Raw genomic sequence first — 26,323 nt, forward strand, 5'->3', positions numbered from 1 at the left:
CGGTACTGATCAGCTTGTACGCCGGGTTCCAGCCTCCCTTTACGGCCTCCCAGACCCCGTTCCTGCGTCGCATCGACGCGCTCCCGCTATAGTGGAGCGAGCCGCGAGCTTGCCGGAGTTTTCTGAAAGGACAGCCAGACAGGGTCACTACAGGCACGCCCCGGCCACCAATGCCCGTTTACTACCGACCGCTCATCGCTTTAGGAATGCTGCATGTCCACCCCCACAGTTCGCGAACAATTCCTTGTCATCAGTGCCCTCGGCGCCAACCCCATGGAGCTGACTAACGTCCTGTGCCGCGCCAGCCATGAAAATCGCTGCGCCGTGGTTACTTCGCGCCTGACTCGCCACGGCGAATGCAGTGCGCTGATCCTTGAGGTCTCCGGCAGCTGGGATGCCCTCGCTCGCCTGGAAGGCAGCTTGCCGAGCCTGTCCAAAAAACACGCCTTCACCGTTAACGTAGTGCGCAGCGCGCCGCTGGAAAATCGTCCGCAGGCCCTGCCGTATGTGGCTTATGTGAGTTCGGCGTATCGCCCGGACATCATCAATGAACTGTGCCAGTTCTTCATGGACCATAACGTCGAACTGGAAAACCTGACCTGCGACACGTATCAGGCACCACAGACCGGCGGCACCATGCTCAACGCCACGTTCACCGTGACCCTGCCGGCCGGCACCCAGATCAGTTGGCTGCGCGACCAGTTCCTCGACTTCTCTGATGCGATGAATCTGGACGCGCTGATCGAGCCTTGGCGCCCACAGAACCCAATGTAAGGAAGCTTTCATGGCCGTTGTCATCGACCAACCGGTTGCCGATTTCGAAGCACCTGCCACCAGCGGGCAAACCGTCAGCCTGTCTGCCCTGAAGGGCAAGCAAGTGGTGATCTACTTCTACCCGAAGGACAGCACGCCGGGCTGCACTACCGAAGGCCAGGGCTTTCGTGATCAGTACGCGGCGTTCCAGACTGCCAACACCGAAATCTTCGGTATCTCCCGCGACAGCTTGAAGTCCCACGAGAACTTCAAGTGCAAGCAGGAGTTTCCGTTCGAGTTGATCAGCGACAAGGACGAGGCGGTTTGCCAGTTGTTCGACGTGATCAAGTTGAAGAAGCTGTACGGCAAGGAATACCTGGGCGTTGATCGCAGCACCTTCCTGATTGATAAGGACGGCGTGCTGCGTCAGGAATGGCGCGGTGTGAAAGTGCCGGGGCATGTTGATGCCGTTTTGGCTGCTGCGCAGAATTTGAACAAGGCCTGATGTTTCTCTGGCGTCTTCTCTGACGCCATCGCTGGCAAGCCAGCTCCCACAGGTTTTGTGTGCACCGAAAACCCTGTGGGAGCTGGCTTGCCAGCGATGAGGCCTTAAGCCGCACCGAACAATCTGGATCAACTACTAAAGCAGCGGCGAAACTTCAGGCTCCTTGCGCGGCCACGCATCCAGCACCGCCTTGAACAGCGTCGCCAGCGGGATCGCGAAGAACACGCCCCAAAACCCCCACAACCCGCCAAACAACAGCACTGCGCAGATAATTGCCACCGGGTGCAAGTTGACCGCCTCCGAGAACAGTAACGGCACCAGCACGTTGCCATCCAGTGTCTGGATGATCCCGTAGACCGCCATCAAATAGATGAACTGATCGCTCCAACCCCACTGGAACAGCGCAATCAGCAGCACCGGCACGGTCACCACCACTGCACCGACATACGGCACCACCACCGACACCCCCACCAACAATGCCAGCAGCGCCGCATAGTTGAGCCCGAGGGCGACGAACGCGACGTAAGTCACGCCGCCACAAATGACGATCTCGATGACCTTGCCGCGGATGTAATTGGCGATCTGACGGTTCATTTCCTGCGCGACCCGGGTAATCAGCGCACGCTCACGCGGCAGGTAACCGCGCACCCATTCGCCGATCATCACCCGATCCTTGAGGAAGAAAAACACCAGGATCGGCACCAGCACCAGATAGATCATGATGTTGACCAACAGCGGCAGGCTCGACAGCGAAAAGGTCAGCGCCCACTGACCGAACTTGCCGATCTCGCCACGCGCCGCCTCGATGGCCTGCAACACTTGCTCGTCGGAGACCAGGTGCGGATAACGCTCCGGCAACAATAAAAGCAACGATTGCCACTTGGCGAGCATGCCCGGCAGCTCGTTGAACAGCGTGATCAATTGATGCCAAAGCAGCGGCAATACCACGACGATGAACAGCAGCAACACGCCCATGAACAGCGCAAACACCAGACCCACCGCCGCACCACCCGGCACGCGCAAGCGCTCAAGGGTGACGACCAGCCCCTGCATCAGGTACGCCAGCACCATCCCAGCCAACACCGGCGCGAGCATGCCGCCGAGGGTGAGCACGGCGGTGAAGGCGAGAATCAGCAGCACCGCCAGCACCACGGCTTCTTCATCGGAGAAGTAACGCTGAATCCAATCGCGTAACACTTTGAACATCAATAATCCTTAGGTCTTTTACGCAGTCGCTTTCAGGCTTTTTTCAACCAGTAACGGTAAACGCCGGCGCCGTCTTCTTCGCGCAGCAGCGTATGACCGGCCAATTTGGCAAAGGTGCGAAAGTCGCGTTGCGAGCCGGCATCGGTGGCAATTACCTTGAGCACCGCGCCACTCTGGAGCTTGTTGAGTTCCATTTTTGCCTTGAGCAACGGCAACGGACAATTCAGGCCACTGGCGTCCAGTTCCACGTCATGGGCTACAGCGTCGGTCATTGCGTCACTCCGGTTCAGGTCTGTCGAGCTGCCTAGAATATCTGGTCGCAAGCCCGGTGTCCGGCTACAGTAAGGTCTTTGTCTTCTAAGGCTTTGTGCATGACTTTTCTGCGCCCTACCCTGCTGACGCTCGCTTGCCTGCTCGCCTCACCGGGCTTTGCCGACGATCTGCCGTCACTCGGCGATGCCAGTTCTGCCATTGTCTCGCCGCAACAGGAATACCAGCTTGGCCGCGCGTGGCTGGCGATGTTGCGCAGCCAGGTTTCACAGCTCAATGATCCGCAGCTCAAGGACTACGTCGAGTCCAGCGTGTACAAGCTGGTGGAAACCAGCCAGGTAACCGACCGACGCCTCGAATTTATTCTGATCAACAGCCCGCAGCTCAACGCCTTCGCGGCGCCGGGCGGTGTGGTCGGGGTCAACGGCGGCTTGTTCCTCAACGCACAGACCGAGGGCGAATACGCTTCGGTACTCGCGCACGAATTGGCTCACTTGTCGCAACGCCACTTCGCTCGCGGCGTCGAAGCCTCGCAACGCATGCAGGTGCCGATGATGGCCGCGCTGCTGGCCGGTATCGTCATCGCCGCCGCGGGTGGCGGTGATGCCGGGATCGCGGCCATCGCCGGCACCCAGGCGGCGGCTATACAGGCACAACGCACGTTCTCGCGCCAGAACGAACAAGAAGCCGACCGCATCGGCATTCTCAATCTGGAAAAGGCCGGTTACGATCCACGCTCGATGCCGACCATGTTCGAACGCTTGATGCGTCAGTACCGTTTCGATGCAAAACCACCCGAATTCCTGCTGACTCACCCGGTTACCGAATCGCGTATCGCCGACACCCGCAACCGCGCCGAACAGGCGAAACCGGGCGGCATCGAAGACAGCATGCGCTATCAATTGATTCGTGCGCGCGTGCAGTTGATCTACGAAGAAACCCCAGGCCTGGGCGCCAAGCGTTTCCGCGCACAATTGGATGAGAACCCGCAAAACGATGTGGCTCGCTACGGTCTGGCAATCGCGCAGATCAAGGGTGGCCAGTTGAATGAAGCGCGCGAGAACCTGAAACAGCTGCTGGCCAAGTCGCCGAACGAGATCATCTACAACCTCGCCCAGGTCGATCTGGACATCACCAACAATCGCCTGCCCGACGCACAATCGCGTGTCGACCGGATGCTCACGCAGTATCCTGGCAACTACCCGCTGAATCAGGTGCGCGTAGATTTGCTGCTGAAGCAAAATCGCTCCGCCGATGCGGAGAAGGCACTGGAAGGTCTGCTGAAGTCACGCCCGAACGATCCGGACGTCTGGTATCAGGTCGCCGAAACCCGTGGCTTGTCGGGCAACATCATCGGCCTGCATCAGGCTCGCGCCGAATACTTCGCGTTGGTTGGCGATTACCGTCAGGCGATCCAGCAGCTCGACTTCGCCAAGCGCAAGGCGGGTAACAACTTCCCGTTGTCGTCTCGCATCGATGCCCGCCAGCGCGAGCTGATGGAGCAGGAACGCATGATCAAGGACATGATGGGCTGAGTTTCATCCAGCAACACAAAACCTTCGGACACAAAAAAACCGCCTCTTTCGAGGCGGTTTTTTTTACCTTGCCGCTGGTTTATTCAGCCAGTTTGAAGGTGATGAAGCTGGCGCGACCTTGACGCAGAACCCGCATCGATACCGAGCGATTCTTCGGCAGCGCCTTGGCGATCTCGCCGAACTCCTTGGTGGAGCCGATGGCCTGGTTGTTCAGGTGCGTGATCACATCACCCGGTTGCAGACCGATCAGGGCAGCCGGGCCGTCCTGCACTTCCTTGATCACCACACCACCCTTGAGGTCGTAGGTTTTCTTCTGCTCGGCAGTCAGTTCGCCAACGGCAACACCGAGACGGTTGCTGGTGGTTTCAGCGCCGGACTTCGGCAGTGCATCCAGTTCTTTGTCTTCGTCCGGGATGGCGCCAACAGTCAGTTCGACGTTCTTGCGCTTGCCTTCACGAATCACTTCCAGATTGGCTTTGGCGCCGGCTTTCAACGCACCGACAAGATGTGGCAGGTCAGCGGACATGACGATCGGCTGGCCGTTCATGCTCAGGATCACGTCACCCACTTGCAGGCCGCCCTTGGCTGCCGGACCGTCATCCTGGATTTGTGCCACCAGCGCACCGGCCGGTTTGTCCAGACCGAACGATTCGGCCAGATCCTTGTTCACTTCCTGGATGACCACGCCCAGCCAGCCACGGCTGACCTTGCCACCGCTCTTGAGCTGATTGGAAACGTCCATCGCCACATCGATCGGGATGGCGAACGACACGCCCATGAAGCCGCCGGAACGGGTGTAGATCTGCGAGTTGATGCCGACCACTTCACCGTTCAGGTTGAACAGCGGGCCACCGGAGTTACCCGGGTTGATCGGCACGTCGGTCTGGATGAACGGCACATAGTTTTCGTTCGGCAGGCTACGGCCGACGGCGCTGACGATGCCTTGGGTCACGGTATGATCAAAGCCGAATGGCGAGCCGATCGCAACAACCCACTGGCCGGCTTTCAGGTCCTGGGATTTACCCAGTTTGAGCACTGGCAGGTCTTTGCCTTCGATTTTCAGCAGGGCCACGTCGGAGCGCGGGTCGGTGCCGATCAGCTTGGCTTTCATTTCGCTGCGATCGGCCAGACGCACGAGGATTTCATCGGCATCGGCGATCACATGGTTATTGGTCAGGATGTAGCCATCCGAGGAAATGATGAAGCCCGAACCCAGCGACTGCGCTTCACGCTGACGGCCACCACCGCCCGGCGAACGCTGCTGAGGCGGCATGCCGCGTTCGAAGAACTCGCGCAACATCGGCGGCAAGCCTTCCAGATCCGGCATCTGCTGGTTCACTTTGCGATCCGGCAGTTTCTGCGTGGTACTGATGTTCACTACCGCAGGCGACGCTTGTTCGACCAATTGGGTGAAATCAGGCAGATCGGCTGCTTGCGCAGCAGGGATCGCCTGACCGAGCACCAGCACGGTGGCGAGAATGGAGAAATAAGACTTCAAGCTAGGTATCGACATACAGCTCCCGTTACGACGAGCAGGGTTAAGCGATATGGAGCAAGGAACACCGGAAACCACAGACCGGCATTTTTGTTCCGGCAACAACAAACAAGGCCAGAGCCGTGAGGCTCTGACCTATAAAAAACTTTCAAGTGATTTGCAAATGAAAATGCTCAGCAAACATTTCTACGTCTCGACGACGGAGTGGGAATGACTGAAATCAGCTCACTGCTTGCTGGTTGCAGCGCCATCAGTATTACGCATTGACAGAGCAATTCGTTCGGCGGTGCCGATTGGAATCTCACCGACCACCGTCACCATCATCTCGCCTTCAGGCGTTGTCAGGCGACGAGAAACAGCAACCGTAGGACCCAACTGCGTGCGGGTGTCGGTAACAGTCGCACCGTTCAACGGCTCAAGGAATACCGAGAAACGCGCCAGACCGTCGTCATACAGCAAGCTGTTGACCTGGGTCTTGGTTTCCGGATCTTTGTGCGAATTACTACTGGTCAATTCGAACCCTGGCGGCAGCCACTCCGAGTGCCAGACCTGAGCGGTTTTGACCGCAGAGGCCTTGTCACTGTCCAGCGCAATGGCCTTGCAGTCGGCGTCTGCTTGCAGATCTTTGTCCGACGGCACGTCGTCAGTGTTGAGGCTGGTGAACTGGAAGCGCTCAAGCAACTGCCCCTTGTCGTTCAACAGCAACGACTTCAATGGCAGGCCTGTCTTCTTGTCCAGATGCAGTTCAAAACCGTAGCGATGCTGGTCACGGGGCGTCAGCGCTACGATCACTGCGTCCCGCCCGGCCACGCGCGACTTGCCGATGACAGCAAGGTCATACCAGTTCTTCAGCTTTTGCGGATCGAGAGCACGAGCGGCAGAGTTGGGAGAATCCCCCAGCCCGGCGATCAGGGTGCCGCTGACGCATTGAGTATGTCCATCAATGCGCACGACTTCCTGAGCCGAGCCGTCGAGCTGAAGCAAACGCTCGCGGACCTGGCCATTCTGGACGCGGTGCCAGATGTTATGGGTAGAAAAACTACCGTTACGCTCGTAAACGAAGGTGCCGTGAAAGCTTTGCTGCTGCTCGGCCTGGCCCAGACGGGTCAACCAGTCCTGGGCCTCGTCGGCGTGGGCTGGAACAATGAACCAGCCACTCAGCAGAAGCGAAAGTAGAGGTATGGCGCGCATGATCCTCCTTAACGGTTTTCCAGGCTTGCTGCACGTGCGTATGGCAGCGCGCTTTCAGTGCCTTTCAGTGCAGCCTGTTGCGCGTGCTGGCGCAGGTAACCTGGCAGACGCTGATCGTGCCAGCCCGGTTGACCTTGCAGTACGCCGTTGGCCATAGGGCCAGTGGTTTCGGAACTCTCACTATAGCCTGCCAGAACAGCCGGACCTTTCACCTGTGGGGTGGCCAGGGTTGGCTGATTGGATTGCTGAGCCAGTTCAACACCAGCGATTTCGTCCTGGTTGTACAGGCGAACACCGGCCAGAACGGCAACAGTTACCGAGGCGGCTACAGCCAGACGGCCGAGGTTGCGCCATGGGCTACGCGATACTTTGGCCGGAGCCGTTTCGTCTTCCAGTGCAGCAGATACTGCCGCAGCGATGTCCAAGCGTGGCAGCAGCAGATCCTTGTGCATGGCTGCCCGAGCGATCTGGTAACGAGCCCAGGTCTCACGGGTATCAACATCATCAAGTGCGCTAAGCACTCGACGCAATTCCAGTTCGTCCGCTTCGTTATCCATCACTGCGGACAGCGATTCCTGCAGGGCTTCACGACTCATGGCGTTCCTCTCTTGGCTGTCGCCGCTGTCTCAGTTTTCCTGCAACAACGGCTGCAGGGCTTTATCGATGGCCTCCCGAGCGCGGAAAATCCGGGAGCGCACGGTACCCACCGGACACTGCATGACGCTCGCAATGTCCTCGTAACTCAGACCATCGAATTCACGTAAAGTTAACGCCGTACGCAAATCCTCTGGCAGTTGCTGAATGGTTCGATGGACGGTGCCTTCGATCTCATCCCGCAGCAGTGCACGTTCTGGTGATTCGAGATCCTTGAGGCCGTGATCGCCATCGTAGAACTCTGCATCCTCTGAACTTACATCGCTATCCGGCGGCCGACGGCCGCGAGAAACCAGGTAGTTCTTCGCCGTGTTAATGGCAATACGGTACAGCCACGTATAAAACGCACTGTCGCCGCGAAAGTTTCCAAGTGCTCGATACGCCTTGATAAAGGCTTCCTGAGCCACGTCCTGGGCTTCATGGGTGTCGTGCACGAAACGCACGATCAACCCGAGAATCTTGTGCTGATATTTCAGCACCAACAGATCGAAAGCTCGCTTGTCGCCGCGTTGAACGCGCTCGACCAGCTGCTGATCCTCTTCCTGGGTTAGCATGAACACTCCTCGATAAGCCCGAAGGAGACTTGCATAACTAAACGACCAGACTTGCAAACATAGACTCGGGCTTTTCGCAAAAGTTCTCCCCCTCCAGGCAAGTTTCCTGCGGGCTCTGATTTGGCACGCACGAAAAACGCAGCGCGGGATAAACCGGCTGCGCGAATAATCTTGTTATCGGTTTCGCCGGCAGGAACCTCAACCACAGATTCCGCACTGAAGCCGATACTGTCCCTTGTTTCTGGCACCGTCTATTGATCTTGGGCCTTTGGCAAAAGTTCCAATTATTTATAGCCGTGCCGACCCGACAATGGGCAACCCTGGGCAGAAAAACACTGTTTCAGCGCCGATACAGTCGTCTTTTCCCGCCGCAGCCGAAAAAAACTTCCGACGAAGCACCCGCCTTTCCCCGTCACAGTAGTTTCACAATGCCATATGGGCCCGGCTATTGTGCCGCTCCACCCCTCTATATACTAGTGGGCTGTGTGGCTGACTTGACTCGCCGATCCAGGCGAATTGCGCCACCCCCGACCCGGGTCGCTTTGAGCGGAATCCTGTAATGAGCCAACAATTCCAACATGATGTTCTGGTCATTGGCAGCGGTGCTGCCGGTTTGAGTCTTGCGCTGACCCTGCCGGGTCATTTGCGCATTGCTGTTTTAAGCAAAGGCGATCTCTCCAACGGCTCCACTTTCTGGGCCCAGGGTGGCGTCGCTGCCGTTCTCGACGACACCGATACTGTCGAATCCCACGTCGACGACACCCTTAACGCCGGTGGCGGGCTGTGTCACGAAGACGCTGTGCGCTTTACCGTCGAGCACAGCCGTGAAGCCATTCAATGGTTGATCGACCAAGGCGTACCGTTCACCCGCGACGAACAGTCCGGCACGGAAGACGGCGGTTTCGAATTCCACCTGACCCGCGAAGGCGGTCACAGCCATCGGCGCATCATCCACGCCGCCGATGCCACTGGCGCGGCCATTTTCAAAACCCTGCTGGCCCAAGCCAAGGAGCGCTCAAACGTTGAACTGCTCGAACAGCGGGTTGCCGTCGATCTGATCACCGAACGCCGCTTGGGCATGGAAGGCGATCGCTGCCTCGGCGCCTACGTGCTGAACCGCAAAACCGGCGAAGTCGACACCTACGGCGCACGCTTCGTGATTCTCGCCTCGGGTGGCGCGGCCAAGGTCTACCTCTATACCAGCAACCCCGACGGCGCTTGTGGCGACGGCATTGCCATGGCCTGGCGCTCTGGCTGCCGGGTGGCGAACCTGGAATTCAATCAGTTCCACCCGACCTGCCTCTATCACCCGCAAGCGAAAAGCTTCCTTATTACCGAAGCCCTGCGCGGCGAAGGCGCCCACTTGAAGCTGCCGAACGGCGAACGCTTCATGTACCGCTTCGACAAACGCGCCGAACTGGCCCCGCGCGATATCGTCGCCCGCGCCATCGACCATGAAATGAAGCGTCTGGGCATCGACTGCGTTTATCTCGACATCAGCCACAAGCCCGAAGATTTCATCAAGACGCACTTCCCCACTGTTTATGAGCGCTGCCTCGGTTTCGGCATCGACATCACTAAACAGCCAATCCCGGTTGTCCCCGCCGCGCATTACACCTGCGGCGGCGTGATGGTCGACCAGAGCGGCCGCACCGATGTGCCGGGCTTGTATGCCATCGGCGAAACCAGCTTCACCGGCCTGCATGGCGCCAACCGCATGGCCAGCAATTCGTTGCTGGAATGTTTCGTCTATGCCCGTTCGGCGGCGGCGGACATTCTCGCGCAACTGGACGATGTCGATGCGCCAAGCGCCCTGCCCGTCTGGGACGCCAGTCAGGTGACCGACTCTGATGAAGACGTGATCATCGCCCACAACTGGGATGAACTGCGCCGGTTCATGTGGGACTACGTCGGCATCGTGCGCACCAACAAGCGCCTGCAACGGGCGCAACATCGCGTGCGCCTGCTGCTGGACGAGATCGACGAGTTTTACAGCAACTATAAAGTCAGCCGCGACCTGATCGAGTTGCGCAATCTGGCACAAGTCGCCGAACTGATGATCTGCTCAGCCATGGAACGCAAAGAAAGTCGCGGCCTGCATTACACCCTCGACTATCCGGACATGCTGCCCGAGGCACTCGACACTATTCTGGTGCCGCCCACCTACGCCGGCTGAACTTGAGCCGCACGCGCAGGCGTCGATGCACATCGGCGACCTGCGAGTCTCGCGGCACACAAACCGATCGTACCCGCCATTCCCCGCGCAAACGAAAGCGCAGCACCACGATCAGTGGCAGCGCCAGACTGTCCGGGCGCAGTTGCACCGCTTGCCAGCCCTTCGCCTGATTCCACAGCTGCCAGCCATCGGCGTCGCGGCGTAACCCGCAGAAAGCCGTTCGGTGAGTCAGCAGAATCTGTCGGGGCAAGGTCCAGAACCCGTGGAGCAGACAGCCAAAAACCCCGAGCAGACTGGCCCAGAGTGGAATCGACAGAAGAAACAAAGCACCCAGGGCGAACGCCTGGGCCAACAGATACGCCGCCAGCAACTGCCCAGAGGCATGCCAGCGGCATTCGAACGTATTACTTGGGCTGGACACGATCCAGAATCATGCGAACCATGCGCTGCAATTCCGGATCTTCAGACTCGCTGCGCTCCATGAACCAGCCGAACATGTCCTGATCCTCACACGTCAGCAGACGCACATACAGATCGCGATCCACCTGGTTCAACGTCGCGTAAACCTCCTTCACGAACGGCACCAGCAACACGTCAAGCTCAAGCATGCCGCGACGGCTGTGCCAAAAGAGGCGATTCAGTTCAACTTGTTCGACCATGGGGCCCTCCTCAAATTTGGCGGCAAGTATACAGCCCCGAGGCGGGTCGCACAGTCGGCTTTGGTCGGGCACCATCGATCCTTTATCAACTACCCATTTCAACAACGCGCCCTTATGATGTGCCCCAGTCTATTTACCCTGCGATGACCCATGGCCGATTCTGCTTTTTTCTGCACCCTGTCTCATGAAGGCGTTCTCGCGGTTCGCGGCGCGGATGCCGGAAAATTCCTGCAAGGCCAACTGACCTGCAACCTCAATTACCTCAGCGACAGCCGCGCCAGTCTCGGCGCCCGTTGCACGCAGAAAGGCCGGATGCAGTCGAGTTTCCGCATTCTGCTCGAAGGTGACGGCGTGGTTCTGGCAATGGCCAGCGAGTTGCTCGAGCCGCAACTGGCGGACTTGAAAAAGTACGCGGTGTTCTCCAAGTCGAAACTGACCGATGAAAGTGCTTCCTGGGTGCGCTTCGGCCTGGAGCACGGTGACAGCGCCCTGACCAGCCTCGGTCTGGACTTGCCAACAGAAACCGACAGTGTGGTGCGCAACGAAGGCCTGATCGCGATTCGCGTCTCGCCCCATCGCGCCGAACTCTGGGTGCCTGCGGATCAGGCTGATGCGATCAAGACCAAACTGGCGTCAATGCTCGCGCAAGGTGAACTGAACCAATGGTTGCTGGGCCAGATCCGTGCCGGTATTGGTCAGGTCATGCCGAGCACCCGCGAGTTGTTCATCCCGCAGATGCTCAACCTGCAAGCCGTCGGCGGCGTGAGTTTCAAGAAAGGCTGCTACACCGGCCAGGAAATCGTCGCGCGCATGCAGTACCTGGGCAAACTCAAGCGTCGCTTGTATCGCTTGAGCCTGAACGCCACCGAACTGCCGGAGCCAGGCACACAACTGTTTGCGCCGAGCCACAACAGCGCCATCGGTGAAGTGGTACTGGCCGCCAGCGCAGGCGAAAACATTGAACTCCTGGCGGTGCTGCAAGCCGAAGCTGCCGAAGCCGGTGATTTGCATCTGGGCGCCCTCGAAGGCCCTGCGCTGCATCTGCTCGACCTGCCGTATGAACTGGATCGCGACCGCGAAATCCAGCGCTGATCGCAGCATTTGTTGCAACACCCTAGAGAGTCTAAATGAGCGAACTGGCGGAAAAGGTCCAACAGGATTTGGTTGAGGCCATCGATAACGATGACCTGGTTCTGCCCACGTTGCCGGAAGTGGCCCTGCAAATTCGCAAGGCCGCCGAAGACCCGGAAATCAGCGTCAGCGATTTGAGTAAAGTCATCGGCCGGGACACGGCGCTGTCGGCGCGCCTGATCAAAGTGGTCAACAGCCCGTTACTGCGCGCCGCGCAGGAAGTCACCGACCTGCACACCGCCATCACCCGGTTGGGAATCAACTACAGCAGCAACCTGGCGATCGGCCTGGTGATGGAGCAGATTTTCCACGCGCGCTCCGAGGTGGTCGAACAGAAAATGCGTGAAGTCTGGCGCAGCAGTCTGGAGATCGCCGGGGTCAGCTACGCGCTGTGCCGTCGCCACACCCAACTCAAGCCGGATCAAGCGGCGCTGGGGGGGCTGGTGCATCAGATCGGCGTGCTACCGATTCTGACGTACGCCGAAGATCACTACGAACTGCTGTCGGATCCGGTCAGCCTCAACCATGTAATCGACCACATTCATCCGTTGCTCGGCGACAAACTGCTGCGCGTCTGGGAGTTTCCCGAACGATTGGTGGAACTGCCGGGGCTGTATCAGGATTTCAAGCGCGATTCGGCGGAGATCGATTACGTCGATCTGGTGCAAGTGGCGAGCCTGTATTGCCACAAGGGCACCGATCATCCGTTTGCGCGGATTGATCCGTTGAGCGTGCCGGCGTTCAGGAAGCTTGGGATTGACCCGGACAACAAGGAACTGTGCGCGGATCTGGAAGAATCGCGGACGATGTTTTACTAAAATTTGTGGCGAGGGGATTTATCCCCGATGGGTTGCGAAGCGACCCTAAAATCAGTCGACTCGGTTTACCTGACACACCGTAAATTGAGGAATTGCGACTGCTGCGCAGCCGATCGGGGACAAATCCCCTCGCCACAAAAGCCAACTTGCCGATCACCCGGCAACAAAGCTGACCCGCACCTTCAACCCCGCCTCCTCGCCATCATGCAGACTGATCTGCGCCAGATGCGCCCGGCAAATCTCGCCGACAATCGCCAAGCCCAATCCAGACCCGGCCACCTGCTGATTACGCCGGTAAAACCGCTCGAACACCCGATCGCGCTCTTCCAGCGGAATCCCCGGCCCGTCGTCTTCCACCTCAAGCACCGCCGGCGCCGTCACGCGCAAAATCACGTTGCCGCCCGGTGGCGTGTGCGCCAGGGCGTTATCCACCAGATTGCTCAGCAGCTCATTGAGCAATGTCGGTTCACCGCGCAGCCACACCGGCTCATCCGCCTCCAATGCCAACGCCACCCCGCGCTTGTGCGCCAAGGGTGCCATGGCCATGCCCAGTTCCCGCGCCAACTGGCTCAGATCAAGCAACTGCGCCCCGCCCTCCGCTATCGCCCGCGCGCCGTTTTCTACGCGCGCCAGCGACAGCAATTGATTGGCCAAATGAGTCAGGCGATCGGTGCTTTGTGCCGATGATTCCAGCGTCGTGCGCCAGGTTTCCGGTTCATTCGAACGCAGGCCCAACTCCAGCCGCGCCTTCAATGCCGCCAATGGCGTGCGCAATTCATGCGCCGCGTCGGCAATGAACTGCGCCTGTCGCTCGAACTGGCCACGCAAGCGCTCGGTGAAGTGGTTGAGGGCGCGCACCAATGGCCATAACTCATGTTGCACCTCGACCAATGGCAATGGCCGCAAATCATCGGGCTGACGTTCTTCCACAGCGGTGCGCAAACGCTCAAGCGGTCGCAATGCCGCACTGACAGCGAACCAGACCAATAGCAACGCGCCGATCGCCAACATGCCCAGACGCAGCAACGTATCGGCCGCCAGACTGCGCGCCATGCTCACGCGTGCTTCATCGGTTTCGGCGACGCGAATTTCCGCCATGCCGTTCATGTTGGGCTCGGTGACCGCTTTCAGCAGGCTGACCACGCGCACGTTCTGGCCGTTGTAGGTGGCGTTGTAGAACCGCGCGAGCGCCGGATAACTGTCCGTGCGCTTGGTGCCGGGCGGCGGGCCGGGGAGGTTTTCGTAGCCGGAAATCAGCTTTTGATGAATGTCGTTGACCTGGTAATAAATCCGCCCGGCGCTGTCGTAGGCGAAGGTATCGAGGGCCACGTAAGGCACATCGGCGCTGAGGCTGCCGTCACGCTGGGACAAACCGGCCGCAATGGTCCTCGCCGAGGCCAGCAAGGTGCGGTCGTACGCCGTGTCGGCGGCTTCGCGCCCGTTCCAGTAAGCGCTCAAACCACTGGCGAGCATCAACACCACCAGCAATAACGCGAGGTTCCACAGCAACCGCCAGCGCAGGCTGCTGGGCTTATGCATCGCGGCTTTCCAGCAGGTAACCGAGGCCACGGAAGGTCACGATGGCGACGGGCTGGCCGTCGAGCTTCTTGCGCAACCGGTGCACATAGATTTCGATGGCGTCCGGGCTGGCCTCCTCATCGAGGCCGAACACCTGCGCGGCCAGTTGCTCCTTGCTCATCACCCGCCCCGGTCGGGCGATCAACGCTTCCAGCACCGCTTGCTCGCGGGACGTCAGGGTCAGCAAATCTTCGCCAAGAGTGAAGCGTCGGGTGTCGAGGTCGTAGGCCAGCACGCCACAGCGCTGCTGACGTTCGCCGCCGAGCACGCTGCGCCGCAGCAGGGCTTTGACCCGCGCCTCCAGCTCAGTCAGCTCGAACGGTTTGGCGAGGTAATCATCAGCTCCCAGATTGAGGCCGTGCACGCGGTCTTTCACATCACTGCGCGCCGTCAGCATCAGCACCGGCAGATTTTTTCCACGGGCGCGCAGACGCGCCAGCACTTCAAATCCGTCCATGCGCGGCAGGCCGACATCGAGGATCGCCACGGCGTATTCCTCGCTGCTCAATGCCAGGTCGGCGGCCACGCCATCGTGCAACACGTCCACGGTCAGACCGGTGCTCTTGAGCGCCTGGGCGACACTTTCGGCCAGTTGCAGATGGTCTTCGACGAGCAGAACACGCATGGATTTTTACCTCGTTCAGGGGTGGCCGGCGCCACTCTTTGCCGCGGAGTTTACAGCCGCAACCGCCGCTGTGAAGCCCGAAAACATTGAAAGTCAGCTGAAAGGTTAGCGAAAGGTTAGCCGGTTAGAGTCGGCCCACGGACAGTCCCGGCTGCCGTCGCTGCTGCCACACAGCGATACGAAAAACGCCACGAAGCGTTTTCGACCAATAAGAACAATAAACGGAGTACACCCGCATGCCGTCCATGCAGCCGCAGGCATCCACGCCTGTTCGCCCTTCCCGTTTCAGCCACACCGCCCTCGCCAGTGCCGCCGCCCTTGCCGGTTTTTCGCCGCTGAGTTTTGCCGACTTCATTGAAGACAGCAGCGCCACCTTCGAAACCCGCAACATGTATTTCAACCGCGACTTTCGCGATGGCACCAGCGCCCAGCAATCCAAGCGTGACGAATGGGCCCAGGGCTTCATGCTCAATCTGCAATCGGGTTACACCGATGGCACCGTAGGCTTCGGTGTCGATGCGCTGGGCATGCTCGGGGTCAAACTCGATTCCAGCCCCGACCGCACCGGCACCGGCCTGTTGCCGACCCACGATGACGGGCGTGCGGCGGATGAATACTCCAAGCTCGGCCTGACCGGCAAAGTGAAAATCTCCGCCACAGAACTTAAAATCGGCAGCCTGATTCCTGAACTGCCAATCCTCAAGCCCAACGACGGGCGCATCCTGCCGCAAACCTTTGAAGGCGGTTTGCTGACCTCCAAAGAGATCAAGAACCTGACCTTCACCGGTGGCCGACTGGAGAAAGCCAAGGATCGCGACAGCACCGATTTCGAGGACATCGCCCTCAATAACAAGAACAGCCGTTTCGCTGGCACCGCTGCCGGCAAGCACTTCGATTTTGGCGGCGTGGATTACAAGTTCACCGACAAGATCACCGGCAGTTACCACTTCGCGCAACTCGACGAAGTCTACAACCAGCACTTCTTCGGCCTGGTTGCCTCGCGGCCGATGGGCCCGGGCACGTTTGCCACTGATCTGCGCTTTGCCGTCAGTGATGATCAGGGCGCAGCCCGTGGCGGCGAAATCGACAACCGCTCGCTCAACGGTCTGGTCAGTTACGCGCTGAGCGGTCACAAGTTCAGCGCCGGTTATCAGCACATGTCTGGCGACAGCGCGTTCCCGTATGTCGATGGCAGCGACCCGTACCTGGTCAACTTCGTGCAGATCAACGACTTCGCCGGCGCTGAAGAACGCTCCTGGCAGGCACGCTACGACTTCGACTTCGCCAAACTCGGCATCCCGGGCCTGAGCTTCATGAGCCGCTACTTGAGCGGTGACAACATCAAGCTCAAGAACGGCGAAGAAGGCAAAGAGTGGGAGCGCAACACCGAGATCAAATATGTAGTACAAAGCGGCGCCTTGAAGGATGTCGCCGTGCGTTTGAGGAATGCCACTTACCGTTCCAATTACTCGGCTCGCGATGCGGATGAAGTGCGGTTGCTGGTGAGCTATAGCGTTGCTCTTTGGTAATTGATTGAAATGCCTTGGCGGTGTGGTCGGGAGATCAAAAGATCAAAAGATCGCAGCCTTCGGCAGCTCCTACACAAAAGTCCTTACAACAAAAAACTGTGGAGAGACCAATGAATTTTTCACTGCGTAAAGTTGCTTTGGCGGCCGGCATGATGCTGGTGGCCGGGCAGTTGATGGCCGAACCGAAACGTCCGGAATGCATTGCGCCGGCATCGCCGGGTGGTGGTTTTGACCTGACCTGCAAACTGGTGCAGAGCGCGCTGGTCAACCAGAAGTTGCTGAGTAAACCGATGCGCGTGACCTACATGCCTGGCGGTGTCGGCGCAGTGGCTTACAACGCGGTGGTCGCGCAGCGTCCGGCCGATGCCGGCACGCTGGTTGCGTGGTCGAGCGGTTCGTTGCTGAACCTGGCGCAAGGCAAGTTCGGGCGTTTCGATGAAACCAACGTGCGCTGGCTGGCGGCTGTCGGTACCAGCTACGGCGCCATCGCGGTGAAAAGCGATTCGCCCTACAAGACCCTCGACGATCTCGTTCAGGCATTGAAGAAAGATCCAAGCTCGGTGGTCATTGGTTCCGGCGGCACCGTTGGCAGCCAGGACTGGATGCAAACCGCACTGATCGCCAAGGCTGCCGGGATCAACCCGCGCGACCTGCGGTATGTCGCCCTCGAAGGCGGCGGCGAAATCGCTACCGCCCTGCTCGGTGGTCACATCCAGGTCGGCAGTACCGACATCTCCGACTCCATGCCGCACATCCAGAGCGGCGACATGCGCCTGCTCGCGGTGTTCGCCGACAAGCGTCTCGATGAGCCGGAAATGAAAGACATCCCGACCGCTCGCGAGCAAGGCTACGACATCGTCTGGCCGGTGGTTCGCGGTTTCTACCTCGGGCCAAAAGTCAGCGACGAAGACTACGCCTGGTGGAAAGACTCGTTCGACAAGCTGCTGGCCTCCGACGAGTTCGCCAAGCTGCGCGATCAGCGTGAACTGTTCCCGTTCGCCATGACCGGCCCGGAACTGGACACCTACGTGAAGAAGCAAGTTGCCGACTACAAAGTGCTGGCCAAAGAGTTCGGCCTGATCCAGTGATCGCCTCTGTCTAGCGGCTGCGCTCCCGGTTGCGGGAGCGCGGCCCAGGAGCTCCCATGCTTATTCGACGCATTTTCGCCTCGGTGCTGTTGCTGGTCTGTGTCGGCCTGGCACTGATGGCGTGGCCGTACCAAGCGGCTTTTTCCTACGAACCGGTCGGCCCGCGCGCCTTCCCGCTGCTGATGCTCGGCCTGATGGGCGCGGCGCTGTTGTACATGGTGTTTCGCCCGGCGCCGATCAAACACAGTGAAGACGAGCCGCCACTGGATTGCGAAACGCTAACCAAGATCGCCATCTGCGTCGCCCTGCTGCTGGTGTTCGCCGGTCTGTTCGAACCGCTGGGTTTCATCCTCAGCAGCATCCTCATCGGCATTCCGATGGCGCGCCTGTATGGCGGTCGCTGGATGCCGAGCATCGTAGTCACCACGCTGATGGCCATCGGTCTGTACCTGCTGTTCGACCGTGTGATGGACGTTCCGCTGCCCCTTGGCCTGCTCGACGTGCTGGAGAACTGATATGGATACCCTCGGTTATTTGGGCCAAGGCTTCGGCGTCGCGCTGAGCCCGTACAACTTGGTCACCGCGCTGTGCGGCACGCTGATCGGCACCGTCGTTGGCCTGCTTCCCGGCCTTGGCCCGATCAATGGCGTGGCACTGCTGATCCCGATCGCATTTGCGCTCGGCCTGCCACCGGAGTCGGCGTTGATTCTGTTGGCTGCGGTGTATCTGGGCTGCGAATACGGTGGCCGGATCAGCTCGATCCTGCTGAACATTCCCGGCGAAGCATCGACCGTGATGACGACCCTCGACGGTTACCCGATGGCCCGCAAAGGTCTAGCTGGTGTGGCGCTGTCGCTGTCGGCGTGGAGTTCGTTTATCGGCGCATTTATCGCCACTTGCGGCATGGTGCTGTTCGCCCCGCTGCTGGCGAAATGGGCGATTGCCTTTGGCCCGGCGGAATACTTCGTGCTGATGGTGTTTGCGATTGTCTGCCTCGGTGGCATGGCCGGGGATCGACCGTTGAAGACGTTTATCGCGGCGTTGATCGGCCTGTTCCTGTCGAGCGTCGGCATCGACGCCAACAGCGGCGTGTATCGCTTTACCGGCGACAACATTCACCTGACTGACGGCATTCAATTCGTCGTGCTGGTGCTGGGCCTGTTTTCGATCAGCGAGATTCTGTTGCTGCTGGAGAAAACCCATCGCGGCCAGGAAGCAGTGAAGGCGACCGGGCGGATGATGTTCAACTTCAAGGAAGCGTCTTCGGTGTTCGTGGTGAACATTCGCTGCGGCCTGCTTGGTTTCATCATGGGCGTGTTGCCGGGTGCTGGCGCGACGCTGGCCAGCGCCGTGGCGTACATGACCGAAAAACGTCTCGCCGGTGCCAGCGGCAAATTCGGTCAGGGTGATGCCCGTGGCCTCGCTGCGCCGGAAACCGCTATCGGTGCTTCGGCCTGTGGCGCACTGGTGCCGATGCTGACACTGGGTGTGCCAGGTTCGGGCACCACAGCGGTGATGATCGGCGCCCTGTCGTTGTACAACATCACCCCGGGCCCGCTGCTGTTCCAGCAACAACCGGACATCGTCTGGGGCCTGATCGCCTCGTTGTTCATCGCCAACATCATGCTGGTGATCCTCAACATCCCGATGATCCGCATCTTCACCCGCATCCTTGCCGTGCCGAACTGGGCACTGGTGCCGGTGATCGCGATCATCACCGGGATCGGCGTTTATGCGGTGCACGCGACCACGTTCGATCTGTTCCTGATGGTCGGCATCGGCATCTTCGGTTACATCCTGCGCAAGCTCGATTTCCCGCTGTCGCCGGTACTGCTGGGTTTCATCCTCGGCGGTCTGATGGAGCAGAACCTGCGTCGTGCGCTGTCGATTTCCAACGGTGCGCTGGAAATCCTCTGGTCGAGCCCGATCACCTTCGGTGTCTGGGTGCTGACCGCGCTGATGCTGGCCTTCCCGCTGATCCGCATCTGGCGCAAACGTTCGGTCGCGCGTCGCGCCATCGCCGATGTTTGATCGCGCTTCACTGAAATCCTGGTGGGGAACCCCGCTGGTCGGTCTGCTCGGCGGTTACCTCGCCAGCCAGATCGGCTGGCCACTGCCATGGATGGTCGGCTCGTTGCTGGCGATCATCCTCGTGCGCTGCCTGACCCCGTGGCAACTCACCGAGATTCCTGGCGGCCGCAAGTGTGGTCAGTGGATCGTCGGCATTGGCATTGGGCTGCACTTCACCCCGGTGGTGATGGAGCAGGTGCTCAGTCATTTCGGCTTGATCTTCTTCGGTGCGCTGGTCACCAGTGTGTCGGCGGTGGTTGGCGTGTGGTTGATGCGCCGCACCGGTGAGGATCGCGCCACGGCGTTTTTCTCGAGCATGCCCGGCGGCTCTGGCGAGATGGTCAACCTTGGCGCGCGCAATGGCGCGATGCTCAGCCATGTTGCGGCGGGGCAGAGTTTGCGTGTTCTGGTGGTGGTGCTGTGCGTGCCGGCGGCGTTCAAATACCTGCTCGGTGACGGTAATCCGATTTCCCACGCGGGCAGTGTCGATTGGCGCTGGCTGGCGATTCTGTTTCCGGCGGGCGGTTTGCTCGCGTGGCTCTGGCAGCGTTTGCGCCAACCCAATCCGTGGCTGTTCGGGCCGTTGCTGGTGAGTGCGGCGGTGAGCATTGGTTGGGATCTGCACATTGGTTTGCCCAATGGCGGCAGTCAGATCGGCCAGTGGTTGATCGGCAGTGGTTTGGGTTGTCACTTCAACCGGCAGTTCTTCCGCCGCGCGCCATCATTTATGGGGCGGACATTGATCGGCACGGCGTTGACCATGTTGATCGCGACGCTAGCAGCGTTGGGGTTGAGTGCTTTGACTCATCTGGATTTGCGTTCACTGACGTTGGGCATGATGCCCGGCGGCATCGCCGAGATGAGTCTGACGGCGGAGACGCTGCAATTGTCGGTGCCGCTGGTGACGGCGATGCAGGTGATGCGGCTGCTGTTTGTGCTGTTTTTGGCTGAGCCGTTGTTCAAGTACTGGAATCGTAGTCCGGAGTAAGCCTGCAAGACCGAGTTGCCTTCTTCGCGAGCAAGCTCGCTCCCACATGATCATTCCCACGCTCTGCGTGGGAATGCAGCCCGGGACGCTCCGCGTCCCAAGCGGACGCAGAGCGTCCATTGAGGCATTCCCACGCAGAGCGTGGGAACGAGATTACGCGACAGGCGGCAAACGCCACTCGATCGGCGTCTCGCCATTCTGCTCGAGAAACTTGTTGGTGCGGCTAAAGTGCCCGCAACCCAAAAACCCGCGATACGCCGATAACGGCGACGGATGCACCGACGTCAGCACCAGATGCTTGGTCGCATCGATCAGCTTCTGCTTGCTCTGCGCATGCGCGCCCCAGAGCATGAACACCAGATGTGGCTGACGCTCGCTGACCAACTCAATGATCCGATCAGTGAAAAACTGCCAGCCCTTGTCCTTATGCGCATTGGCGTTGGCGCGCTCGACGGTCATCGTCGTGTTGATCATCAACACCCCCTGATCGGCCCAGCTCTGCAGGTAGCCGTGATTGGGAATGTCGATGTTGAGGTCGCGTTTCAACTCTTTATAGATGTTGACCAGCGACGGCGGCGCCGGCACACCCGGTTGCACCGAGAAGCACAGGCCATGGGCCTGACCCGGGCCGTGATACGGATCCTGGCCGAGGATCACCACTTTCACTTTATCCAGTGGCGTCGAATTCAGCGCATTGAAAATCATTGGCCCCGGCGGATAGATTTCCTTGCCGGCCGCCCGCTCCTGCTGCAGAAAATTGCGCAACTCTGCCATGTAAGGCTGGTCGAATTCAGCACGCAGTGCCTCCTTCCAGCTCGGTTCGAGTTTGATACGGTCGTCAGCAGTCATGGTCATACCCGGCAAAAACAATGGGGCGAACCCTAGGAAAGCCGGCCACGCTTGTCAATTGATCTGACACAGATCCGGCACTTTCCCCCACAGCGATCATACTGATCGTTCAAATTCCCGATCGAGGTCACGATGAATCTGCACTTCGAAGAACTCACCGGCACCGACGGCGCCCGCATCGGTATCGCCAGCCTGGATGCTGAAAAATCGCTGAACGCGCTGTCGCTGCCAATGATCAACGCCCTCAGTGACAAACTGGACGCCTGGGCCAAGGATGACCAAATCGTCTGCGTACTGTTACGCGGCAATGGTGCCAAGGCGTTCTGCGCCGGTGGCGAAGTGCGCAGCCTGGTCGAAGCCTGCCGCGCTCATCCCGCCGAAGTCCCGCCGCTGGCCGCGCAGTTTTTCAGCGCGGAATATCGCCTGGATTACAGCCTGCACACGTATCCAAAACCGCTGATCTGCTGGGGCCATGGCTATGTGCTCGGCGGCGGCATGGGCCTGTTGCAAGGCGCGAGCACGCGGATCGTCACGCCGAGCAGTCGTTTAGCGATGCCGGAAATCACTATTGGTCTGTATCCCGACGTCGGCGCCAGTTGGTTTCTTGCGCGACTGCCGGGCAAGCTCGGCTTGTTTCTGGGACTCACCGGCGCGCACATGAATGGCCGTGATGCGATCGATCTGGATCTGGCCGACCGCTTCCTGCTCGACGAACAGCAGCCGGAGCTGATCGAAGGTCTGTTGCAGCTGAATTGGCAGGAACAGATCGATCGGCAGCTCAACAGTCTGCTCAAAGCGCTGCAACAGGAAGCCGTGGCGCACATGCCCGAAGCGCAGTGGCTGCCGCGTCGTCAGCAGATCGACGAACTGCTCGACGTCAGCGACGTGGCCTGCGCCTGGAAAGCCATCAGCCTGCAACGCGACAGCAGTGACCCGCTGATCGCTCGGGCAGCGAAGACCATGAGCGAAGGCTCACCGCTGACGGCGCATCTGGTCTGGGAGCAAATTATTCGTGCTCGACACATGTCGCTGGCCGAAGTCTTTCAGATGGAATACACCCTGAGCCTCAATTGTTGCCGGCATCCGGAGTTCAGCGAAGGGGTTCGCGCGCGTTTGATCGACAAGGATCAGAAGCCGCACTGGCATTGGCCGGATATCAGCAATGTGCCGGATGCGGTGGTTGAGGCGCACTTTCACAAGGCCTGGGAGGGGCGGCATCCGTTGGCGGATCTGACGCAGTATTAAAATCCACGCACAAAAAAAGCGGCGCTCAATGCGCCGCTTTTCATTTGCAGTTTGTTACCAGCGGTTGCCACGTCCGTTGTGATCACCACGTCCACTGTGACGGTCGTAATTGCCGCGACCGCGATGATCGTTATCCCAACCGCCGCGACGGTGGCCATCCCAGCGCCCGCGATCGTTGTCGTGCCAGCGACGGCTCTCGTAGTAGCGCGGTGCCGGTTGGTAGTAACGCGGCGCCGATTGGTAGTAGCGCGGTTGCTGGTAGTACCGCGGCGCTGGCTGGTAGTAGCGTGGTTGCGCGTAATACGTGCCGCCACCGCTGTAATAATTGCCGCCCGTGTTGTAGTAAGCCGGTGCGGGTGAGGTGTAGACCTCGGAACTGTAATACGAGTCCGCGTAAGAGTAAGGGACGCAACCGGCAACGGAAAACATCAACGCAGCAAGCAGTAGGATTCGTCTATACATGGCGGCCTCCTTGGACCGCGAGTCAGCCACACCAGCGACGCTGGCAGGCGTCAGTCATTTATTCTGGGACTGACGAAAGATCTGACAGCGTTTTCCGAATCTGGTGCGTTCCTGCAACAAGTTGAAACAAGTGATTTATGAAACCTTGTTCATACGTCGGTCGCCGTCATTCAGGCACTGATTAATGGTGCCCTCCATGATATCCGCCGCCGTGATAACCCCGTCCGTAACCGCCGCGATAACCGTAACCGCCGTAGTAATAGCGGGCGCCGCCGTAGTAACGAGGGCCGTAATAACCACCGTAGTAATAAGGCGAGTAATAGCCGGGAGAGTAGTAGGTAGCAGGGTAAGCATCGTAGGGACCGGCGTAGTAGTAACAACCGGACAAACCGAACACCAGAACGGCACCGAGCAACATCTTCTGAATACGCATGGCGGCCTCCTGAAAGACCCACGGCCGCAACGGAACAGAGCAGCCGACACACATTTGACTGAGGCGGATTGATCAAGTGCCCAGTCCCGACAGGCATCAGATCAGCGGCGCTCCGCGCTGCAGATATGGCAGTCATTACTGGCCATCGGGCTGCCGCCTCGTTCGATGACACCTTGCGCAGCCAGCTGTCGCGGGCCGATCATGCGATGTACCGAGCCAGCCAAACCGGCCGCAACCGCAACTGCGTGGAAATGCCTTACTCGACTTATGCCTGATTCCGACATTAAACCTGACCATTGCCCGGCCTGCGGCGCCCGTAACGACTGCAGCCTGGCCGATCCGCGCACCGCTGACCGCGAATGCTGGTGCTATGGTGTGACTATCGACCCCGCCGTACTCGAAGCCCTGCCGCCAGAATTACGCAACCAATCCTGCCTGTGCCCGCGTTGCGCGCAGGTCGAGGCGCAACTGCAAGCGGCGAAGCGCTTGATCCCGTAAGATGCGCGCCCCTTCTATCACTGAACCCTGAACATGCGCGTCGACCGTTTCCTCAGCAACCTGCCCCGCTACAACCGTCAGCAGGTTCGCTTGTTGCTGGTGGAAAAGCGCGTGCGGATTGACGGAAAAGTCGTCAGCGATCCGCACAGCGAAGTGCTGGAATTCAGCCGCGTCGAAGTCGATAACGAAGTCCTGCAAGCCGGCAAACCCGCGCGCTACTTCATGCTGCACAAGCCACCGGGCTGCGTCAGCGCCACCCGCGATCCGCAGCATCCAACCGTGCTCGACCTGATCGATGAACCGGACAAGGACGACCTGCACATTGCCGGGCGCCTGGACTTCAACACGACGGGCCTGATGCTGATCACCAACGATGGCGCGTGGTCGCGACGCCTGACCCAGCCGCAGACCAAATTGCCGAAGGTCTATTACGTCGAGACCGAGCAGGAAATTGGCGCGCAATATGCGATTACCTTTGCGGAAGGGATCTACTTCGCGTTCGAGGATTTGACCACGCAACCGGCGCAGCTGGAGCTCATAGGCCCCCGCTCGGCGCGGTTGAGCATCGTCGAAGGTCGTTACCATCAGGTGAAGCGCATGTTTGGTTTCTTCAACAACAAAGTGCTGCGCCTGCACCGCGAATCGATGGGCCCGCTGTTGCTCGATAACGCGCTAAAACCGGGCGAGTACCGCGCTTTGCGCACCGAAGAGATCCATTTGTTCTAAGCCGGCGACCGCTCAGCAGAAGTTGTCGAACAATTTACCAGCGGCACTTGCGCGATCCCGACTCCCCTGCTTGAATCAGGACGTCGGCCAGATTGTGACCGATGAGTCACAACATACCTCTAAGAAACTTTTTGCCGGTAGAGAGCCTTCAAGGCTCCGCCTCAGCCGGCAGACTGCCCGCCAATAACAATACCCGTCGACCTGCCGTAACGGATCGACATGGGCCAAGCAAATTCCAGGCGTATGCCTACCTGTCACAAAGCTCGTGCAATCTCTATTTGCGCGCATACCCGCTTGCTTGCCAGGAGTCTTATGACATGAGGCCAGAAATCGCTGTGCTGGATATACAGGGTCAGTATCGGGTTTACACGGAGTTCTATCGCGCAGACGCCGCAGAAAAGACCATCATCCTGGTCAACGGCTCGATGGCCACGACTGCGTCGTTTGCACAGACTGTGAAAAACCTGCACCCGCAATTCAACGTGGTTTGCTATGACCAGCCTTACGCGGGCCGATCAAAAGCGCACAACCGCCACGAGAAACACCTGACCAAGGACGTCGAAGGGCAGATTCTGCTGGAGCTGATCGACCACTTCGCTGCCGAGCACGTGCTGTCGTTTTCCTGGGGCGGTGCCGCGACGCTGGTCGCCCTCGCCCACCAGCCACGGCGCATCGAGCGAGCCGTGATCAGCTCGTTCTCGCCGGTGATCAACGCACACATGCTCGATTACCTCGAACGCGGCGTCGACTACCTCGGCCAGCGGGACGGCGACCGCGTCGGCCACCTGGTCAACAACACCATCGGCAAACACCTGCCGTCACTGTTCAAGCGCTTCAACTATCGTCACGTCAGCAGCCTGGCCGAGCACGAATACGGGCAGATGCATTTCCACATCAGCGACGTGCTGCACAGCGATCGTCAGTGCTATTTGAATGCGGCGAAGAAGATCAACGTGCCGGTGCTTTTTCTAAACGGCGAATGGGACGAGTACACGGCCGCCGACGATGCACGGCTGTTCGGCAACCATGTGGCGCAGAGCACGTTCACCACCCTGCAAGCGACGGGGCACTTTCTCGACATGGAGCACAAGGCCGCGTGCCGCGATAGCCAGAATGCCTTGCTCGGGTTCCTGAAACCGGCGCAGCAGACCAGCCGAACGCGTTACTCGTTTGTTCAGGATCAACATGCATTGGCCATTTGAAAGAGTGTCTTCGCGAGCGAGTCTGTGGGGTTGAGCTTTTCGATCATTACCCGCAGCACTCGCCCGCGACTGACCGTTTTCAA

At 59.5% G+C, this 26,323-nt stretch carries 30 protein-coding genes; 17 read left to right on the forward strand and 13 right to left on the reverse strand.

The window, feature by feature from the left end:
• Window positions 1-213 precede the first annotated feature (213 nt).
• Entirely contained in the window at window positions 214-774 is a 561-nt protein-coding gene (locus tag ACQ4MY_RS20785; RefSeq protein ID WP_008077813.1) for a glycine cleavage system protein R, read from the forward strand.
• Window positions 775-784: 10 nt separating this feature from the next.
• Window positions 785-1,258 (forward strand): peroxiredoxin, encoded by a 474-nt coding sequence (locus ACQ4MY_RS20790; RefSeq protein ID WP_440096320.1) that lies wholly within the window; start codon window positions 785-787, stop codon window positions 1,256-1,258.
• 135 nt (window positions 1,259-1,393) lie between these two features.
• On the opposite strand, the gene ACQ4MY_RS20795 is transcribed toward ACQ4MY_RS20790, so the two are convergent.
• The gene (locus ACQ4MY_RS20795) at window positions 1,394-2,464 is read right to left on the reverse strand and encodes an AI-2E family transporter (RefSeq protein WP_158833713.1); all 1,071 of its coding nucleotides are present in this window, start codon (window positions 2,462-2,464) and stop codon (window positions 1,394-1,396) included.
• Between the two features lie 32 nt (window positions 2,465-2,496).
• The gene (locus ACQ4MY_RS20800; protein WP_158833711.1) at window positions 2,497-2,736 is read right to left on the reverse strand and encodes a sulfurtransferase TusA family protein; all 240 of its coding nucleotides are present in this window, start codon (window positions 2,734-2,736) and stop codon (window positions 2,497-2,499) included.
• Window positions 2,737-2,835: 99 nt separating this feature from the next.
• Between ACQ4MY_RS20800 and ACQ4MY_RS20805 the strand changes: the two genes are divergently transcribed.
• Window positions 2,836-4,269, forward strand: coding sequence for a M48 family metalloprotease (locus ACQ4MY_RS20805; RefSeq protein ID WP_440096322.1), 1,434 nt, complete (start codon window positions 2,836-2,838; stop codon window positions 4,267-4,269).
• A 79-nt stretch (window positions 4,270-4,348) separates the two neighbouring features.
• On the opposite strand, the gene ACQ4MY_RS20810 is transcribed toward ACQ4MY_RS20805, so the two are convergent.
• A complete protein-coding gene (locus ACQ4MY_RS20810; protein ID WP_008077807.1) occupies window positions 4,349-5,782 on the reverse strand; it encodes a DegQ family serine endoprotease in 1,434 nt (477 codons plus the stop codon).
• A gap of 34 nt (window positions 5,783-5,816) precedes the next feature.
• Between ACQ4MY_RS20810 and ACQ4MY_RS20815 the strand changes: the two genes are divergently transcribed.
• Window positions 5,817-5,978, forward strand: coding sequence for a hypothetical protein (locus ACQ4MY_RS20815; RefSeq protein WP_008077806.1), 162 nt, complete (start codon window positions 5,817-5,819; stop codon window positions 5,976-5,978).
• A gap of 11 nt (window positions 5,979-5,989) precedes the next feature.
• Here the strand turns inward: ACQ4MY_RS20815 and ACQ4MY_RS20820 are convergent, their stop codons facing one another.
• From ACQ4MY_RS20820 to rpoE, 3 genes are read right to left on the reverse strand one after another with little or no spacing between them, the layout of a single operon-like run.
• Window positions 5,990-6,955 carry a MucB/RseB C-terminal domain-containing protein gene (locus tag ACQ4MY_RS20820; protein ID WP_440096323.1) on the reverse strand — a complete coding sequence of 322 codons (966 nt, stop codon included), beginning with the start codon at window positions 6,953-6,955 and terminating at the stop codon, window positions 5,990-5,992.
• Window positions 6,956-6,963: 8 nt separating this feature from the next.
• On the reverse strand, window positions 6,964-7,551 hold the full coding sequence (locus ACQ4MY_RS20825) for a sigma-E factor negative regulatory protein (protein ID WP_039760898.1): 588 nt from the start codon (window positions 7,549-7,551) through the stop codon (window positions 6,964-6,966).
• A 30-nt stretch (window positions 7,552-7,581) separates the two neighbouring features.
• Window positions 7,582-8,163 (reverse strand): RNA polymerase sigma factor RpoE, encoded by a 582-nt coding sequence (rpoE, locus tag ACQ4MY_RS20830; protein ID WP_003172477.1) that lies wholly within the window; start codon window positions 8,161-8,163, stop codon window positions 7,582-7,584.
• A 559-nt stretch (window positions 8,164-8,722) separates the two neighbouring features.
• Here rpoE and nadB point away from each other — a divergent pair.
• Window positions 8,723-10,339 carry an L-aspartate oxidase gene (gene nadB / locus ACQ4MY_RS20835; RefSeq protein WP_440096325.1) on the forward strand — a complete coding sequence of 539 codons (1,617 nt, stop codon included), beginning with the start codon at window positions 8,723-8,725 and terminating at the stop codon, window positions 10,337-10,339.
• Here nadB and ACQ4MY_RS20840 read toward each other — a convergent pair.
• Together ACQ4MY_RS20840 and ACQ4MY_RS20845 are read right to left on the reverse strand one after the other, a co-directional pair.
• Entirely contained in the window at window positions 10,308-10,760 is a 453-nt protein-coding gene (locus ACQ4MY_RS20840) for a protein YgfX (protein ID WP_045122945.1), read from the reverse strand. The two genes, nadB and ACQ4MY_RS20840, sit on opposite strands and share 32 nt — an antisense overlap.
• The gene (locus tag ACQ4MY_RS20845; protein WP_053118052.1) at window positions 10,744-10,998 is read right to left on the reverse strand and encodes an FAD assembly factor SdhE; all 255 of its coding nucleotides are present in this window, start codon (window positions 10,996-10,998) and stop codon (window positions 10,744-10,746) included. Before ACQ4MY_RS20845 ends, ACQ4MY_RS20840 begins: the two co-directional genes overlap by 17 nt.
• Window positions 10,999-11,148: 150 nt before the next feature.
• Between ACQ4MY_RS20845 and ygfZ the strand changes: the two genes are divergently transcribed.
• Together ygfZ and ACQ4MY_RS20855 are read left to right on the forward strand one after the other, a co-directional pair.
• On the forward strand, window positions 11,149-12,090 hold the full coding sequence (gene ygfZ, locus ACQ4MY_RS20850) for a CAF17-like 4Fe-4S cluster assembly/insertion protein YgfZ (RefSeq protein WP_440096326.1): 942 nt from the start codon (window positions 11,149-11,151) through the stop codon (window positions 12,088-12,090).
• A gap of 35 nt (window positions 12,091-12,125) precedes the next feature.
• Window positions 12,126-12,947 (forward strand): HDOD domain-containing protein, encoded by an 822-nt coding sequence (locus ACQ4MY_RS20855; RefSeq protein ID WP_008077797.1) that lies wholly within the window; start codon window positions 12,126-12,128, stop codon window positions 12,945-12,947.
• Between the two features lie 153 nt (window positions 12,948-13,100).
• On the opposite strand, the gene ACQ4MY_RS20860 is transcribed toward ACQ4MY_RS20855, so the two are convergent.
• Window positions 13,101-14,486 (reverse strand): sensor histidine kinase, encoded by a 1,386-nt coding sequence (locus tag ACQ4MY_RS20860; RefSeq protein ID WP_008083567.1) that lies wholly within the window; start codon window positions 14,484-14,486, stop codon window positions 13,101-13,103.
• A complete protein-coding gene (locus ACQ4MY_RS20865) occupies window positions 14,479-15,150 on the reverse strand; it encodes a response regulator (RefSeq protein ID WP_008083565.1) in 672 nt (223 codons plus the stop codon). The genes ACQ4MY_RS20860 and ACQ4MY_RS20865 overlap by 8 nt, the downstream gene beginning before the upstream one ends.
• Before the next feature lie 236 nt (window positions 15,151-15,386).
• Between ACQ4MY_RS20865 and ACQ4MY_RS20870 the strand changes: the two genes are divergently transcribed.
• The 5 genes from ACQ4MY_RS20870 to ACQ4MY_RS20890 all read left to right on the forward strand — a co-directional run bounded on the left by ACQ4MY_RS20870 (window position 15,387) and on the right by ACQ4MY_RS20890 (window position 20,825).
• Window positions 15,387-16,679, forward strand: a complete 1,293-nt coding sequence (locus ACQ4MY_RS20870; protein WP_440096327.1) for an OprD family porin — start codon at window positions 15,387-15,389, stop codon at window positions 16,677-16,679.
• 110 nt (window positions 16,680-16,789) lie between these two features.
• Entirely contained in the window at window positions 16,790-17,767 is a 978-nt protein-coding gene (locus tag ACQ4MY_RS20875; protein WP_008083562.1) for a Bug family tripartite tricarboxylate transporter substrate binding protein, read from the forward strand.
• 56 nt (window positions 17,768-17,823) lie between these two features.
• Window positions 17,824-18,282 carry a tripartite tricarboxylate transporter TctB family protein gene (locus ACQ4MY_RS20880; RefSeq protein ID WP_440096328.1) on the forward strand — a complete coding sequence of 153 codons (459 nt, stop codon included), beginning with the start codon at window positions 17,824-17,826 and terminating at the stop codon, window positions 18,280-18,282.
• A 1-nt stretch (window position 18,283) separates the two neighbouring features.
• Window positions 18,284-19,798 carry a tripartite tricarboxylate transporter permease gene (locus ACQ4MY_RS20885; protein ID WP_440096329.1) on the forward strand — a complete coding sequence of 505 codons (1,515 nt, stop codon included), beginning with the start codon at window positions 18,284-18,286 and terminating at the stop codon, window positions 19,796-19,798.
• Complete coding sequence (locus tag ACQ4MY_RS20890; RefSeq protein ID WP_440096330.1) at window positions 19,791-20,825, forward strand: AbrB family transcriptional regulator; 1,035 nt, start codon at window positions 19,791-19,793, stop codon at window positions 20,823-20,825. Before ACQ4MY_RS20885 ends, ACQ4MY_RS20890 begins: the two co-directional genes overlap by 8 nt.
• A 153-nt stretch (window positions 20,826-20,978) precedes the next feature.
• Here ACQ4MY_RS20890 and ung read toward each other — a convergent pair whose 3' ends face one another.
• On the reverse strand, window positions 20,979-21,674 hold the full coding sequence (gene ung / locus ACQ4MY_RS20895) for a uracil-DNA glycosylase (protein WP_440096331.1): 696 nt from the start codon (window positions 21,672-21,674) through the stop codon (window positions 20,979-20,981).
• A gap of 132 nt (window positions 21,675-21,806) precedes the next feature.
• Between ung and ACQ4MY_RS20900 the strand changes: the two genes are divergently transcribed.
• Window positions 21,807-22,919, forward strand: a complete 1,113-nt coding sequence (locus ACQ4MY_RS20900; RefSeq protein WP_440096332.1) for an enoyl-CoA hydratase/isomerase family protein — start codon at window positions 21,807-21,809, stop codon at window positions 22,917-22,919.
• Window positions 22,920-22,973: 54 nt separating this feature from the next.
• Here the strand turns inward: ACQ4MY_RS20900 and ACQ4MY_RS20905 are convergent, their stop codons facing one another.
• Both ACQ4MY_RS20905 and ACQ4MY_RS20910 read right to left on the reverse strand, forming a co-directional pair.
• The gene (locus tag ACQ4MY_RS20905) at window positions 22,974-23,381 is read right to left on the reverse strand and encodes a hypothetical protein (RefSeq protein WP_440096333.1); all 408 of its coding nucleotides are present in this window, start codon (window positions 23,379-23,381) and stop codon (window positions 22,974-22,976) included.
• A gap of 181 nt (window positions 23,382-23,562) precedes the next feature.
• Window positions 23,563-23,814 carry a hypothetical protein gene (locus ACQ4MY_RS20910; RefSeq protein WP_008083549.1) on the reverse strand — a complete coding sequence of 84 codons (252 nt, stop codon included), beginning with the start codon at window positions 23,812-23,814 and terminating at the stop codon, window positions 23,563-23,565.
• A 125-nt stretch (window positions 23,815-23,939) separates the two neighbouring features.
• On the opposite strand from ACQ4MY_RS20910, the gene ACQ4MY_RS20915 reads away from it, so the two are divergent.
• From ACQ4MY_RS20915 to ACQ4MY_RS20930, 4 genes are all read left to right on the forward strand, one after another.
• Entirely contained in the window at window positions 23,940-24,089 is a 150-nt protein-coding gene (locus ACQ4MY_RS20915) for a hypothetical protein (RefSeq protein WP_440096388.1), read from the forward strand.
• Window positions 24,082-24,312: a cysteine-rich CWC family protein gene (locus ACQ4MY_RS20920; protein ID WP_008083547.1), complete on the forward strand. Its 231-nt coding sequence runs from the start codon at window positions 24,082-24,084 to the stop codon at window positions 24,310-24,312. The genes ACQ4MY_RS20915 and ACQ4MY_RS20920 overlap by 8 nt, the downstream gene beginning before the upstream one ends.
• Window positions 24,313-24,345: 33 nt before the next feature.
• Window positions 24,346-25,038 carry a pseudouridine synthase gene (locus tag ACQ4MY_RS20925; RefSeq protein ID WP_440096334.1) on the forward strand — a complete coding sequence of 231 codons (693 nt, stop codon included), beginning with the start codon at window positions 24,346-24,348 and terminating at the stop codon, window positions 25,036-25,038.
• 317 nt (window positions 25,039-25,355) lie between these two features.
• A complete protein-coding gene (locus ACQ4MY_RS20930) occupies window positions 25,356-26,240 on the forward strand; it encodes an alpha/beta fold hydrolase (RefSeq protein WP_008083543.1) in 885 nt (294 codons plus the stop codon).
• Window positions 26,241-26,323: the final 83 nt, after the last annotated feature.

The sequence above is a fragment of the Pseudomonas sp. SM4 genome (assembly GCF_051913165.1).
GTDB lineage: Bacteria > Pseudomonadota > Gammaproteobacteria > Pseudomonadales > Pseudomonadaceae > Aquipseudomonas.

What these genes read in the sequence shown, in the direction of transcription:
- ACQ4MY_RS20785 (WP_008077813.1), top strand. Translation starts at nt 214, where the DNA reads ATGTCCACCCCCACAGTTCGCGAACAATTCCTTGTCATCAGTGCCCTC.
- ACQ4MY_RS20790 (WP_440096320.1), top strand. Translation starts at nt 785, where the DNA reads ATGGCCGTTGTCATCGACCAACCGGTTGCCGATTTCGAAGCACCTGCC.
- ACQ4MY_RS20795 (WP_158833713.1), bottom strand. Translation starts at nt 2,464, where the DNA reads ATGTTCAAAGTGTTACGCGATTGGATTCAGCGTTACTTCTCCGATGAA.
- ACQ4MY_RS20800 (WP_158833711.1), bottom strand. Translation starts at nt 2,736, where the DNA reads ATGACCGACGCTGTAGCCCATGACGTGGAACTGGACGCCAGTGGCCTG.
- ACQ4MY_RS20805 (WP_440096322.1), top strand. Translation starts at nt 2,836, where the DNA reads ATGACTTTTCTGCGCCCTACCCTGCTGACGCTCGCTTGCCTGCTCGCC.
- ACQ4MY_RS20810 (WP_008077807.1), bottom strand. Translation starts at nt 5,782, where the DNA reads ATGTCGATACCTAGCTTGAAGTCTTATTTCTCCATTCTCGCCACCGTG.
- ACQ4MY_RS20815 (WP_008077806.1), top strand. Translation starts at nt 5,817, where the DNA reads ATGGAGCAAGGAACACCGGAAACCACAGACCGGCATTTTTGTTCCGGC.
- ACQ4MY_RS20820 (WP_440096323.1), bottom strand. Translation starts at nt 6,955, where the DNA reads ATGCGCGCCATACCTCTACTTTCGCTTCTGCTGAGTGGCTGGTTCATT.
- ACQ4MY_RS20825 (WP_039760898.1), bottom strand. Translation starts at nt 7,551, where the DNA reads ATGAGTCGTGAAGCCCTGCAGGAATCGCTGTCCGCAGTGATGGATAAC.
- rpoE (WP_003172477.1), bottom strand. Translation starts at nt 8,163, where the DNA reads ATGCTAACCCAGGAAGAGGATCAGCAGCTGGTCGAGCGCGTTCAACGC.
- nadB (WP_440096325.1), top strand. Translation starts at nt 8,723, where the DNA reads ATGAGCCAACAATTCCAACATGATGTTCTGGTCATTGGCAGCGGTGCT.
- ACQ4MY_RS20845 (WP_053118052.1), bottom strand. Translation starts at nt 10,998, where the DNA reads ATGGTCGAACAAGTTGAACTGAATCGCCTCTTTTGGCACAGCCGTCGC.
- ygfZ (WP_440096326.1), top strand. Translation starts at nt 11,149, where the DNA reads ATGGCCGATTCTGCTTTTTTCTGCACCCTGTCTCATGAAGGCGTTCTC.
- ACQ4MY_RS20855 (WP_008077797.1), top strand. Translation starts at nt 12,126, where the DNA reads ATGAGCGAACTGGCGGAAAAGGTCCAACAGGATTTGGTTGAGGCCATC.
- ACQ4MY_RS20860 (WP_008083567.1), bottom strand. Translation starts at nt 14,486, where the DNA reads ATGCATAAGCCCAGCAGCCTGCGCTGGCGGTTGCTGTGGAACCTCGCG.
- ACQ4MY_RS20865 (WP_008083565.1), bottom strand. Translation starts at nt 15,150, where the DNA reads ATGCGTGTTCTGCTCGTCGAAGACCATCTGCAACTGGCCGAAAGTGTC.
- ACQ4MY_RS20870 (WP_440096327.1), top strand. Translation starts at nt 15,387, where the DNA reads ATGCCGTCCATGCAGCCGCAGGCATCCACGCCTGTTCGCCCTTCCCGT.
- ACQ4MY_RS20875 (WP_008083562.1), top strand. Translation starts at nt 16,790, where the DNA reads ATGAATTTTTCACTGCGTAAAGTTGCTTTGGCGGCCGGCATGATGCTG.
- ACQ4MY_RS20880 (WP_440096328.1), top strand. Translation starts at nt 17,824, where the DNA reads ATGCTTATTCGACGCATTTTCGCCTCGGTGCTGTTGCTGGTCTGTGTC.
- ACQ4MY_RS20885 (WP_440096329.1), top strand. Translation starts at nt 18,284, where the DNA reads ATGGATACCCTCGGTTATTTGGGCCAAGGCTTCGGCGTCGCGCTGAGC.
- ACQ4MY_RS20890 (WP_440096330.1), top strand. Translation starts at nt 19,791, where the DNA reads ATGTTTGATCGCGCTTCACTGAAATCCTGGTGGGGAACCCCGCTGGTC.
- ung (WP_440096331.1), bottom strand. Translation starts at nt 21,674, where the DNA reads ATGACTGCTGACGACCGTATCAAACTCGAACCGAGCTGGAAGGAGGCA.
- ACQ4MY_RS20900 (WP_440096332.1), top strand. Translation starts at nt 21,807, where the DNA reads ATGAATCTGCACTTCGAAGAACTCACCGGCACCGACGGCGCCCGCATC.
- ACQ4MY_RS20905 (WP_440096333.1), bottom strand. Translation starts at nt 23,381, where the DNA reads ATGTATAGACGAATCCTACTGCTTGCTGCGTTGATGTTTTCCGTTGCC.
- ACQ4MY_RS20910 (WP_008083549.1), bottom strand. Translation starts at nt 23,814, where the DNA reads ATGCGTATTCAGAAGATGTTGCTCGGTGCCGTTCTGGTGTTCGGTTTG.
- ACQ4MY_RS20915 (WP_440096388.1), top strand. Translation starts at nt 23,940, where the DNA reads ATGGCAGTCATTACTGGCCATCGGGCTGCCGCCTCGTTCGATGACACC.
- ACQ4MY_RS20920 (WP_008083547.1), top strand. Translation starts at nt 24,082, where the DNA reads ATGCCTGATTCCGACATTAAACCTGACCATTGCCCGGCCTGCGGCGCC.
- ACQ4MY_RS20925 (WP_440096334.1), top strand. Translation starts at nt 24,346, where the DNA reads ATGCGCGTCGACCGTTTCCTCAGCAACCTGCCCCGCTACAACCGTCAG.
- ACQ4MY_RS20930 (WP_008083543.1), top strand. Translation starts at nt 25,356, where the DNA reads ATGAGGCCAGAAATCGCTGTGCTGGATATACAGGGTCAGTATCGGGTT.